General features: G+C 58.1%; 6 protein-coding genes. All 6 read left to right on the plus strand.

The window, feature by feature from the left end:
• The first annotated feature begins 32 nt into the window (after nt 1-32).
• The 6 genes from ACM6IR_RS00405 to ACM6IR_RS00430 all read left to right on the plus strand — a co-directional run bounded on the left by ACM6IR_RS00405 (nt 33) and on the right by ACM6IR_RS00430 (nt 13644).
• Nucleotides 33-662, plus strand: a complete 630-nt coding sequence (locus ACM6IR_RS00405) for a LysE family translocator (RefSeq protein WP_414905863.1) — start codon at nt 33-35, stop codon at nt 660-662.
• A gap of 63 nt (nt 663-725) precedes the next feature.
• Nucleotides 726-1718: an AraC family transcriptional regulator gene (locus ACM6IR_RS00410; protein ID WP_414905864.1), complete on the plus strand. Its 993-nt coding sequence runs from the start codon at nt 726-728 to the stop codon at nt 1716-1718.
• A 290-nt stretch (nt 1719-2008) separates the two neighbouring features.
• Entirely contained in the window at nt 2009-3040 is a 1032-nt protein-coding gene (locus ACM6IR_RS00415) for a histone deacetylase family protein (RefSeq protein WP_414905865.1), read from the plus strand.
• A 12-nt stretch (nt 3041-3052) separates the two neighbouring features.
• A complete protein-coding gene (locus tag ACM6IR_RS00420; protein ID WP_414905866.1) occupies nt 3053-4168 on the plus strand; it encodes a polyamine ABC transporter substrate-binding protein in 1116 nt (371 codons plus the stop codon).
• A 191-nt stretch (nt 4169-4359) separates the two neighbouring features.
• Entirely contained in the window at nt 4360-8946 is a 4587-nt protein-coding gene (locus tag ACM6IR_RS00425) for a dermonecrotic toxin domain-containing protein (protein ID WP_414905867.1), read from the plus strand.
• 156 nt (nt 8947-9102) lie between these two features.
• Entirely contained in the window at nt 9103-13644 is a 4542-nt protein-coding gene (locus ACM6IR_RS00430; RefSeq protein ID WP_414905868.1) for a dermonecrotic toxin domain-containing protein, read from the plus strand.

Genomic DNA, 13644 nt, shown 5'->3' on the forward strand with positions numbered 1-13644 from the left:
GGGTGGGGCTTTTGCACATTTGGAGGAAAGTGATGAGTCCGGAAACCTGGCTGCTGTTCAGCGGCGCTGCGCTGGTAGTGATCCTGATCCCGGGGCCACTGTCTTTGCTGATGATCAGCAACAGTCTGAATTACGGTTTGCGCCGTTCCTACCCGGCGTTTCTGGGGGGCGTGACGGCCTCTATCTGCTTATTGAGTGCATCCGCCCTGGGTCTGGGCGCCTTGCTGCTGGCATCCGAGCAGTTGTTCAGCGCACTGAAAATCGTGGGCGCGCTGTACCTGTTCTACCTCGCCTGGCAGAGCTGGCAACAATCGCGTCAGCCATCCCGGAGCACTGAAGTGCCTCAGGCTGCACCGGTCCCCGGTTTTCGTGCACTGTTCGGCCGCGCGTTCGTACTGGGCGCCAGCAACCCGAAAGACATCCTGTTCTTCGCCGCCTTCCTGCCGCAGTTTTTGAGCGCCCAGCAACCCTTCTTGCCGCAATTGCTGGTGATGATTGCAACCTGGACCCTGCTGGACCTGTTGTGCAAGTTGGCCTATGGCCTCGGTGCCCATGGCGCGGCGCGGTATCTGCGCAGTGGCAAAGGCCAAAGCTGGTTTAACCGGATCAGTGCAGGTTTGTTCAGTGGCGCCGGAGCGGCCTCGTTATTGAGTGGTCATTAACGCGTTGCCCAAAGGTCGGCATACAAGTTGCTCGGTTCCCGCATCCCCACGCTGGAACCGAGCATGCTCCACTCCCACCTCACCACCCTCAACGCCGTCTCGTTGGTACTCGACGCCTTCAAGGCCGATGGCTTGTCCAGCGAAGAGTTGTTAGCCGGCAGCGGTATCAGCGCGGCGGATTTAAGCCGGGCGGACACGCACATCACCACTAATCAAGAGATGCAGGTCTGCGCCAACGCGGTCGCACTCAAGCGCGATATCGGCCTGGAACTGGGCCGTCGGATGCACGTTTCCTCCTACGGCATGCTCGGCTATGCGCTGCTCACAAGTGCCACCTTCGGTGACGCTTTACGGTTGGCGATACGCTATCCGGCGCTGTTGGGAACACTTTTCGAGTTGAGCCTTGAAGACGACGGGGAGCGCATCTGGTTCGTCGCCGCCGATTATCGGGAGAGCCCGGCACTGGCGGCGTTCAACGCCGAGTTTTGTCTGGTGTCGTTGAAAGTCATCTGCGACGACCTGCTGGGCCATCCATTACCCCTGCTGGCCGCTCGCTTCGAACATGCCGCGCCCGACTACCAATCGACCTATGCCGAACACTTCAACTGCCCACTGCGCTTCGAGGCACGGGACAACGCATTTGCCTTCGACCGATGCTGGCTCGATCAGCTGCTGCCGCTGGCCGACGTTATCACCCACCAGGCCATGGCCGAACGCTGCCGCAAACAGAACACCGAATTCACCGGGCGCCAGGCGTGGCTGGGGCGCATTCGCCAATTGCTCAAGGCTCAATTGAACGCCGCTCCCGGGCTCGACGGGCTTGCACAACAGCTGAATTGTTCGGCGCGGACCCTGCGCCGACACCTCAAGGACCTGGGTTGCAGCTATCAGGAGTTGCTCGACGAATTGCGCTTCGAGCAGGCCAAGCAAATGCTCTGCGAAGATCACCTGCCCATCTACCGGATCGCCGAGGCACTGGGCTTCAGCGAGACCGCGAGTTTTCGCCATGCGTTTGTCAGATGGAGCGGCGTGGCGCCGAGTCAGTTCAGACCCTGAGTTTTGAGGTACCTGGGCTACCACTTTCGCGAGCGGGCTCGCTCCCACAAGGGTTTTAGTCGTACACAAATACGAGAGTTACTGAAGATCCACTGTGGGAGCGAGCCTGCTCGCGATGGCGCCCGGAAGAACACCGCGCCCCACGTGAGGGCATACTCTCGCCACTAAGGGGCGATTTTCGGTCAAACCTTTTGGCCATATAAATCCCCTTTTGGCCTTTCCTGCCGTTCTCCGAAACGCCGCCCGCCGTAAGACTGTGTCCAACCGAATCAGCCTGCGGAGAACAAGAAATGCTGACGATCTACTCGGACGATCACCACCTGCACCACGGCCGTTGTGAATTGATGGATGGGCAACTGATGCCTTGCTTCGAAATGCCCTCTCGGGCCGACCATGTTCTGCAACGCGTGCAACAGCGCAATCTCGGGCCGGTCGAAGCGCCACGGGATTTCGGCCTCGACCCGATCGCGCGCATCCATAGCCGCGACTACCTCGAGTTCTTCAAAGGTGCCTGGGACCGCTGGACCGAGTTCGGCACCGACGGCGATTTGCTGCCCTACACCTGGCCAGCCCGCACCTTGCGTCGAATCATTCCCACCAGCCTGCATGGCCAGCTCGGCTATTACAGCTTCGACGGCGGTGCGCCGATCACGGCCGGAACCTGGCAAGCGGCGTACAGCGCAGCCCAAGTCGCACTGACCGCCCAAGCCGCTATCCAACTCGGCGCCCACAGTGCCTTCGCCCTGTGCCGGCCACCGGGGCATCACGCAGCCAGCGACTTGATGGGGGGTTATTGCTACCTCAACAACGCCGCCATCGCCGCTCAGGCGTTCCTCGATCAGGGCCACAAAAAGGTCGCGATCCTCGACGTCGATTACCACCACGGCAACGGCACCCAATCAATTTTCTACGAGCGCAGCGACGTGCTCTTCGCCTCGATCCACGGCCATCCGGAAGCCGAGTTCCCGTTCTTCCTGGGCTATGAAGATGAGCCGGGTGAAGGCGCAGGCGAAGGCTTCAACTTCAACTACCCGTTGCCCGCCGGCAGCGCTTGGGACAGCTGGAGCGCAGCGCTGGAACTGGCCTGCAAAGAGATCGAAACATACGGCGCGGACATCGTCGTCGTATCCCTGGGCGTCGATACGTTCAAAGACGATCCCATCTCCCAATTCAAGCTCGACAGCCCGGATTACCTGGCGATGGGCGCGCGCATCGCCGGCCTCGGCAAACCGACGCTGTTCGTGATGGAAGGCGGTTACGCGGTGGAAGAAATCGGCATCAATGCCGTGAACGTTCTCGAAGGTTTTGAAAGCGCCCAATGAGGAATTAGAACAATGAACAGACTCAAGCGTTTTATCGCCCCAGCGCTCGTCCCCACGCTGCTATACACCGCGGTGCTCAGTGGTGTTGTCCACGCTGAAGAGCGAACGTTGCGTGTTTACAACTGGTTCGACTACATCACCCCCAAGGCGCTGGACGACTTCAAGGCGCAGAACAGCCAGACCAAACTGGTCTACGACATTTTCGACACCAACGAAGCGCTGGAGGCCAAGTTGCTGACCGGTAACTCCGGGTACGACGTCGTGGTGCCGTCCAACGTGTTCCTCGCCAAGCAGATCGAGGCCGGCGTCTTCCAACCGCTGGATCGAAGCAAACTGCCGAACTGGAACCACCTCGATCCGAAGTTGATGAAGCTGATCGAAGCCAACGACCCGGGCAACAAATTTGCCGTGCCGTATATGTACGGCACCATCCTGATCGGCTTCAATCCGGACAAGGTCAAAGCGGCGCTGGGCGTCAATGCACCGGTGGACAGCTGGGACCTGATCTTCAAGGAAGAGAACATCAGCAAGCTCAAGCAATGCGGCGTCGCCCTGCTCGACTCGCCGTCAGAGATCCTGCCGCTGGCCCTGCAACACCTCGGTCTGGACCCGAACAGCAAAAAGCCGGCGGACTACGACAAAGCTGAAGCGCTGCTGATGAAGATCCGTCCCTACATCACTTACTTCCACTCGTCCAAGTACATGGCCGACATCGCCAACGGTGACATCTGCGTCGCCGTCGGTTACTCCGGCAGCTTCTCCCAGGCGGCCAACCGCGCCAAGGAAGCCAAGAACGGTGTGATCGTCGACATGCGCCTGCCGAAAGAAGGCGCGCCCATCTGGTTCGACATGCTCGCGATCCCTAAAGGTGCGAAAAACCCGGAAGACGGCTACACCTTCATCAACTACTTGCTGCAACCACAGGTCATCGCGCCGGTCAGCGACTTCGTCGGTTACCCGAACCCTAACAAGGACGCCACCGAAATGGTCGACCCGGCGATCCGCACCAACCCTAACCTGTACCCGACCGAAACGGCCATGAGCACGCTCTATACCCTGCAACCGCTACCACGCGATGCCGAACGCGCGCGCACCCGGGCCTGGACCAAGATCAAATCCGGCACCTGAAATCACCAGCCGTAACACGATCTGTAGCAGCAGGCTTCGCCAGCTGCTACAGATCGCATTACGGCTAGCCATCGTGCGGGTCTTTTTTTTGTCCGCACTACATATCTACCACCTTCAGGCACCGACAGCCCTCTACCTTGCCCGACAACAGCGTTGCACCTGCAGCGCTCCAACGGACACAGGAAACGGACATGCCCGACACTTCCTCCCTATACCCCGAAGACATACTGACCCAACTGGTGACAGGTCCTTCGATCAGCGAAGTCGCTGCGAACTCATTGCGTACTGCCCTCGACGCCGAATATCCGAATTTGCACATCGACCCGAATCTGACCCTGGTAGTGACGCCTGTCTGGACCATGAGCGATGCTCGGGTCATTCCAGGTAACAGCCGCTTTGAATCCCTGACCGACGTGCTGGTGCGGCTGGGTTTATCAGGCGCATCGGTGGCCTATTTCGACGGTGAACACTTCCTGACCCGGCAACCCGGTGTCGAGTCGTCCACTCATCTTCCAGTCAAAATCGATGCCATCGGCTGTCTGCTCAACCGATTGGCCAGGCTGCTGTTCATTGCCTATCAAGAGCAACAACTCGACTACTGGAACCAGCGCACGGCGGACTCGACACCTCGCTGGCATCAGCTGCGCGATGCGCTGCACAACATCTGGAACATCGACAAGGTGACCGACTGGGACGAGGACCCGCAAAAAATGGCCCTCTCCGTTTATCAATACCCGGACAAGCACGAACGAGAATCCCACGATAAATACCAGACCAGGCTTTGCCTGATCGATATCGACAGTCTCGATAATACAACCCGCGAACACCTGGGGGTCCTGGACATTGCCGTACTGGTGGGCACGCTGGATGAACGCACGCTGGTCGTTACTCATTCGATCACAGAAGGCTTCAGGTATTACGACTCGCTGGCGTCATTGGGCGAAACGATGTCCCGGCGCATTAACTCCTCCAAGCGTGATCGCGCGCTGCAATGGCGTCTGTACGAGCCCTCCGGGAATTTTTTCGACCATCTGGCCTGGGCGCTGATTGCCCTCGAGATCGACGTCATCGGCTCAATCGGCGACGCCTCCGCCTCATTGACACCCTCCATTACTCCGCAGGTGGGCGCCGCGGCGAAAAGCTTCACGGATTTCCACGAACCCGTATCGTCGCGTTACAGCCAGATCCAGCGCCTGTTACCGGACTGGCTGACAAACGCTTCACCCACGGACCTGACGCGCTACGGCCGACACTTGATGGATCTGGCGCTGCAGCGTGAACAGGACCGCGGAAAACCCTTTGACGAGGGCATTCCCGCGCTCCCCGACTTTGCCTTGCAAGCGCTGATCGATCAGATGATCAACGACCAGAAGATCAAGGATCTCTCAGCCGCAACCAACCTGAAGCTGGAGGACATCGAAGTCAGCATCACCAGCCTTGTCGTCCTTGGCGCTGTCATCGTGCCAGGCAAGACACAGACCCTGAAACTGTCGCTGGCCGAGCTCGCGCTGCAAAATCTGCTTGGCATGCCCCTTGGCAACAAGACGGTGCAATACCAAGACGGTGAGGCCGCGCCCGCGTGGCTGACGCCGGCCTACCTGGAGGAGCTGGTCACCACCGTCAATATCGGGCAAACCTACCCGAACCTGATCAAGAACACGCTGCTCGCCGATCCCAACGAAAGCCTGCGTCGACAGAACCTCTATACCAGCCACCTGCGTCTGCAGCTGCCGCTACAGGCGCTTCAACTGAAGATCCAGGGCGAGACCGATGGCGTCGACGAACAGGGCTATCGCTACGTGGTCGCGGCTTTACAGGAAAAGGCTGCCGATCGTTATGTCGATGGGCTGGAAATGGTCATTCGCCCGTTGGCGTTCGTTCCTGGAGGACGAAGCGATAACAAGGCCGACGAAGTGGCCAACATGTTCGTGATCGGACCGAGACTGGCCGATAAGGGACCTTGCCTGCTGTTTCGCCCCCTGCTCGATCATCCGCTGACGCAGTACTCCAGCGAGGCGAATCTGCTGTACGCGATCAAACACGACAAGGCGCTTCGCCAGTCGGTCCTGGCCTGGCTGCCGGAAAACGTGCACTTCAACTACTCACAATATGTCTTCCCCGGTGAGCTGCCGTCGGTCTGGACGATCACGCAATGGTTGGTCGACCCCACGTCGGCACTGGGCATGATGGGGGCTGTAACCATCAGTGCGACACCACTGCCTGAGCCGCCTCTGCCAGCACTGTTCACCGCCAACGCCAATGCGCTGATCACCCTGGCAGATCGACAATCGGTCTCCAATGGCGAACGCCGCTGGGCGACGCTCAAACAGGGCGCATGGATGCTATTCAATAGTGCGTTGCCCTTCCTTGGGCGTATCGGCGCGACGGCTGCCTGGATCTGGCAAATCATGGATGACCTGCATGAAGCGAATGAAGCCCGCGAGGTCGGCGACAGCGATCATCAATGGGCGGCACTGACTGATTTTTTTCTGTCTCTGGGCATGGTGCTTTCTCATCATGCGGCAACTCGCAACAAGCCTGTGCCGCGCACTGTCGAGAAGGTTTCGACACCCGCTGCAAAACCGCTGCTGCCCCCGAAAACCACTCAGACTCAATGGGCCGATTTCGCCGCCGACCAGTTGCCGGAAAACCACGAAACATCCGTCTACACCACCGGTTTTCTGCCAAAAGTGCCTCTTGGCGTCGTTCTGGACAGCCTGGCGATTCCCAAACCTGCTGCATTAAAAGCCACGCCTGCCGCAACCGGGCTGTACCGTTTCCTGACCCCGCTCGAGCAGAAGTGGTATGCCCAAGTCGATCAGCGCTGGTTCGAAGTCATGCTCAATGACAACGGTGATGTGCAGATCGTCGACTCAAGGCAAATCCCTGCCAAAACCGGTCCCCTGTTGATTCACTCCGAGAAGGGCGAATGGTTCATAGACACACGACTGAGGCTGCGCGGCGGGGGCAGAGCGCGCAAAGAAATCGAACGCAAAAACCAAACACTCAAGGAAGACTTGAAACAGCAACTGACCGCGTTCGATGGCCGCAAGCGTGAACTGCAAAAGGACCTCGCGGCAGCGGAAAAGACCGCCACCGATTCAAATCATCAGTCGTTGATCGATCTGTTGAATTCACAGTTGACGACCTACGGCACCTACATCGAGCAACTCAAGACCTTCAACACCCTTGAGTCCATCGCCAACTACCGCCCGGTGATTGCCAGCTGCCTGGATTATCAGCTACTCCTGACGCAGAAGTGGTTCACCCGGCAAAACCCTGTATTCGGTGAACACATGCGCAAGTCTCTTGCCCTGCTGAATAACGAGGCGATTGAGGGCGCTCAGACACCCCGCCAGACCCATCAGCTCACAAGCGACATGACCCAGGGCTTCATCGAAAAAATCGAGTTCGCCCAGGCCCGAATCGAAGAACTGATGCGACTGGGCAAAGAGGCGGTGGAAACGGCCCGGCAGTACAAGGCGCAATTGCCGTCGTTCGACCTGCAGGATCTGAAGCTGTTCCAGATCAGCCTGGCTCAGGAGTTATGCCTCAACGACAGCGGCACAGTGGCCACCCCACAAGCGCACCAGGCCATGCAAAAGCTCGTCGAAGATGCCGGCCTTACCATCTTGTCTTCACTCGACCTTGCGGCCGAAGACCATGAACTTGCGCTGCCGGAGCGGATCGACGGCTTCAATGATCTGGTGGAGCAATTTGCAACCCTGGACCTACAGATTGTCGATCTGCCCGACGAATACTCAGGACAGTTGCTACAGCCCGCCCTGGACCTGATGCGCCAACGAATCGAAGCCTTCAAGGAGCGCAGTGTGAAACACCTCGCGAGCCTGCTGAATGAGCGCAGGATGCTCGAGCCGACGCCCGGGCCCTCCCGACCTGCCCCGGCGCCCAAACGTATTATCAAGACCCGGTTCAAGGGGACGATCGTCGGCAAGCTCCGTGAGCGCACGATCGCCCAGGGCACCGACCTGGTCGATGTGACATCACCGATCAGCGGAAAGGTCATGACGTTTCACGAGAAAACTCCCGGTGTCTGGCTCGAACATGTGTCAGGCACGCCCCTGTCACCGACTACCGTACGCCCCGGCCTGAGCGCCAGTATGCAGACGGGACAAGCATTGCTCCTTGAGTTGGAGCCATTTACCCGCCGAACCGAAGCACACGCCAAACGGCCAGGACGTATCCCTGTAGAAATCGAGGACATGTTTCAGCAACGGGCGCGCCGGATGGAGGAAGCAGCCGACGCAATCGAAAGGGCCTTGATCGACCTGAACGTCACCGACGCAGGTCCGGTATCAGCGGTCGACGTAGCAAAACAGCTCTATGAGGGCGCTGCCCGTCTTGACGAAAAGGGTCGCCTTACCCGCATCAGCATGACCAAGCAACAACCGCCCACTGCCGCTCGCGTTGAATGGCTGCACAGCAAAGGGCTGGTCGCCATCGTCAAGAAACCGGGGCGAAACCGGCTGAAAGGACGCCAGAAAGACTATCTCGAGGAGTATGAAATTCGTGACGCCACCTCCAACAAAGTGCTTTGGTACGCCCATTTCCACTACCCGACGCCCTCCACCGCCGCCCAGGCCTATAGCGCGGCGCACTTGAAAACCGAAGCGCAACGAACACTGGGCGGCGCATTTGACCTGCGAACAGCCACCACCAACAACGAGTTGATCGCGATCTATCGCAGTGAAATCAGCCCTCATCTGGCCAGATCACTGTTTTTGTCGAAGGCAAAGCCCTCCGCCTCAACATCGTGAGCCACGCGCCAGGCTAAATAACCCGAGACCCGCGATGACGCGGGTCTCTTTGAAAGCATACATAGTTACCGCCAAGGGCTATCGGCATCCCGCTACCTTGGGTGCAACCGAGAGGCATTTCTTGTCCTCATCACCGCCCCCAGGTACGTACCCAACATGACTGATACCCCGTCACCAGAGTCCGCAAATGACTCGACGCCCCTTGTCGAAAAAAGTGATCTCGTCAGCCAGACCGGTCACGGTCCGCAGCCGAGTGAAGTCGCTTCAGATCTGCTGCGCCAGAAACTGGCAATACGCTATCCAGCACTGAAAATCGACCCCGACAAAACGCTCATCGCCACACCGCAATGGCTCGTGGTGAACGATCACGTCGAGACGGGCCCGACCGAATTCAAATCACTCACCTACACACTTGTCGTTCAAAGCCTGTATGGAACAAAGGCCAATTACCTCGAAGGCGAACATTTCCTGACCCTGGAGCAGGATGCCCAGGATCCGGTTCATCTCGCCGTCAGCATCGAAGAAATTGCCGAGGTACTCAACGACTCGGCGCCTCTGCTGTTCGTCGAGCTGCAAAAGCGACAGCTGGATTTCTGGAACCAGAAAGGCCGTAAAATCCCACGGTGGCAGGAACTATCCGACTCATTGCGCAATGCCCTGAATGTGCAAACGGTCAAAGGTTGGGACGCCGATGAATGCGCCATGGCACGCGAGGTGTTTAAAGACCCGGACAAAGCCACACGCAAACATTCAATCAGCGACCTGTCGGTCATTCAGGCGAGCCTGATCGATATCGACACCGTTGAAAACAAAGTAGCCAGCCATCTCTTGATCGGCGGGGCCTTGGTGCTCAAGGCCACGTATCGCCAACGCGAGTTGATGGTGATGTATACGATTGAGCGCGGTTATGAATCGTTCAGCTCCATGGAACAACTGGGCACATCGCTGCCCGCCCGCCTGGAGGAACAGCTGGCAGGACGCGCCTTGACCTGGCGGCTGTTCGAACCAGAAGGCAACGTCTTCGACCATATGGCCTGGGCATTGGTCTCGTCACAGCTCGATGCCATAGACTCAATGAGGTACCTCGAGGCACCGGTCAGCGATGCCGTTGAACTTGAAACCGGGCTCGACAAAACCGAGCGCGCGCGGCTCATGCAATTGAACGCAGCGATTCCCGATTGGCTGCGCTACGCATCGCCCAACGACATTCAAGACTACGGTCGTTACATCACCGCCCTGGGCAAACTCTATCGTCAGCCAGACCGCAAGGCAGCCAGAGACGAGATTCCGTCCATCACCGACCATGCCCAGCGCCTGATGCGTGAAGCGATCATCGCTGATAGCCGCGCAGTCGATGCCGCGAATCTGCCTTTGAATGAATTGCAGATCACCATCACCAACAGTTTTACCGCGGATAACTTCACGCTGCCCAATCCCCTCGACCACCGCACGGAAACGCTTGCCGAGTTCGCCATGGAGAATGACGCGCCCTATATGGCGACGGTATCGTTCATGCACGATCAGCCGGTTCCGCAATGGCTCACGCCGGCGTTCCTCACAACCCTGGCTGCACAAGTCAACATCGGCGAGGCTTACCCCGCGCTGATCAAGCGCAAGCTGATGGATGATCCTGTCGAATCCAGCCGTCAGGAAAAACTCTACTGCGACCAGTTACGCTTGCTGTTGCCGCTCCTGGCGCTCGAAGGCAAGGTCAAACAAGAGGCGGGTATTGATGAGCGCGGCTACCGATACATTTGCGAGTTGCTCGAAACCAACACCGAAAAGACCCGTTCCGTCGCCATCTACCCACTCACGCTGACGCCGCAACATCGCGTGATCGGTAGCAGTGACACCGTTGAAAACATGTTCATCATCAGCCCGCAAAATGCCGACAGCGGGCCGTGCCTGCTTTATCGTCCGATGCTGGACCAGCCCTTGCTGCAGTTCCCCTCCAGACAAAACCTGCTGTACGCGCTACATCATCCCGGAGAACTCAGGGACTCAGTGCTCGCATGGCTGCCCGACACCACGCTGAGTTATGAATATGCCCAGTATGTTTTCCCCACCGGCCTGCCGTCCCCTTGGCTCGTGGCCGAACAGCTGGTCAACCCGTTGCAACGGGCGGGCAGGTTCGGGCGCGTGACGGTCGAGAACGACGAAATGACCGGTAATTTCCTGTCAGCACTGTTCAAGCGTAACGCCCAGGCCTTGGTCGACCTCGCTGATCGCCAGTCACATTCCAACGGCGAACGACGTTGGAGCCTGCTCAAGGAAAGTAGCTGGGCATTGTTCGCTGTCACCTCGAATTTTCTCACCGGCGCCGTCGGAACGGCCGTCTGGGTGTGGCAGACCCTCAACGAGATCCAACAGGCCATCGACGCCAGTGATCAGGGCGACAGCTTCATTGAATGGACGTCGGTGTCGGACCTTCTGCTGATCACGGGGATAGCCCTCAGCCACCACGCCGCGATGCGTCGCAAAGTTGTGTTCGGCAAACCGCAACGTTCACGGCCGCCGATAGAAACGCAAGCGATGCTGGGGATAGAGCCAGCCACCGCCACACTCGACCCGGTCCCATTAGTCGCTGAACTTACGTCCGAGCACTGCTCTTCACTTGAGGTGGCCGGGTCAGTGCCTCGTCGAACGCCTACGGCGCTGGGCACCTATCTGGACACCCTCAAGGTCTCGGCGATCGATATTACCGACAAGAACGTGACGAAGGTGAACGTAGCGCCCCCTCACCTCTATCAGCTCAATGACAAAAGCTTTGCTCAAATCGGCGAGCGATGGTTCCAGGTCATGGTCGACGGCGACGATCAGGCTCATATCGTTGACCCTGTCGTTCTGAACCGCCCCGGTCCGCTGCTGACACATAACACCAAGGGCCAGTGGCATATCGACCTGCGCTTGCGCCTGCGTGGTGGAGGTGGGAATGCTTTCAGCAAACCCTTGGTCGTCTCTAAAGAGTTACGCCTGCATGAACTGGAAGAAGCTCTGAGCGCCTTCAAAAATCGGGACAAGGCGATGGAAAGTGAGCTTACAACCTTGCAAACAGAACTCCGGCACTCGGACAACAAGAGTTTCGAACGCTTGAGCAAGGCGTACGTCGAAAAACTGGACGTCACCATTGCTGTGTACCAGCAGGCGCTGGAAAAACTACGTGAATGGCGCACCCTCGGCGGGACGAAAGACTACGTCTATGAGTTGCTGCGCATCAGTACGTTGCTGCAAAAGAATCTGTCATTGTGGTTCGTCATCAAAAAGACCGAATATGCCCAGGCGACAAGAATGCTGACCGAAACCGGCCAGACAGAACCGATGCCCATACAAACCTATGTGGACAGGATTCAGCTGGCGACCGATCTGAGCCACGAGATGGCCGAAAAACTGGAGCTTTCACAATCGACGATTGAGGGTATGCACGCGGCAGGAAGGGCCGGTATCGAGAGAGCGATAAACTTCAATAAACTCATACCGTCGTTCACCGCGCTGGATCTGAAAGCCAACGAGATAGGCATGGCGCAGGCACTGTGTATTGAAGAGCAGGCCAGTGCCCTGATGCCCCAGGCACGGGAGGCCGTAGGCAAAATCGTCGTGAGTGCCGCCAAAGCCGCGAATAAAGTGGCGGACTTTACATCGGGTGTCGATGACAACAGCCCTCTGCAGGCACGTATTGAAGACTTGAGTAAGCTGATCGAGACGTTCGCCGATGCCGATCAGCGCATTCAGGAGTTGCCAGACGCCTACCCCGGCCTGGTCAAAAAGCCCCGACTCAATCACTTGCGCGCGCTTATCGACGAGTTCGCGCAATTGGCCCAAACCCGACTCCAGGCTTTGCTGCCAGAGCCAGAGCCTGAGCCGGTGGAGGTGCAACAACCGACAGTGCACAGTCGTCAGGCCTCATCACATCAACCTGTCAAAGTACGAAAAACCCGGCCGCGAGCCCCCACCCACAGCGAAACCACAAAAACTACGGACGATCCCCTCACTGCAATTTCGCCAGTGCTTCGCCAACAGCCGGTCTCGACGCCAAAGGACATGGAGCTTATCGAAGCCGCCATTGAACTGAATCTGGACACGCCTAAATTCATCGAGCGCACCGGTAAAGACGCGTTGCGTCCAAGGCGTATACCCGCTGACATACAGGATCTGTTTGATCAACACGCTCTCAAACTGGAGCAAAGCGCCAACAGCGTTGATCAGGCGATGATCCGGATTAAAAATGAAGACGGCGTCCCGCCACCGATCGCTTCCTTGAGCCTCGAAATGCGTACGGCGGCCCGTCGAATGCGTGAAGAAGGCGTCAGCGTTCGAGCGAGGCTGTACCAACAGCGAAAACCGACACAAACCGCTTTCAAATGGCTGCATGAAAACAAGCAGGTTGAAATCGATCCCGACAAGCGAGGGCGAATCCAGACCAAAGGCATGGGTGACTTTTTTCAGGAATACCGGATTCTCGACAAGACAAACAGCAAGCCGGTATGGGTTGCGCATTTTCACTATGAAACCTTCACCAGCCCGGCCGACCACCCCACAGCGGCACACCTGAAAATCTCGGATGACTATCTGAAGACGCTCTCTGCCGAGCAGCAAGCAGCATTAAACACGTTCGAGGCCATTGATGGCGTCCTGCGAAAAATCGTCGAGCCCGACCTGCGCCAGCTGTTTTTGGAACGGGAACCGAAGGCCAAAACCTGA

This window comes from Pseudomonas sp. IT-P253 (genome assembly GCF_949768125.1).
Lineage (GTDB): Bacteria > Pseudomonadota > Gammaproteobacteria > Pseudomonadales > Pseudomonadaceae > Aquipseudomonas.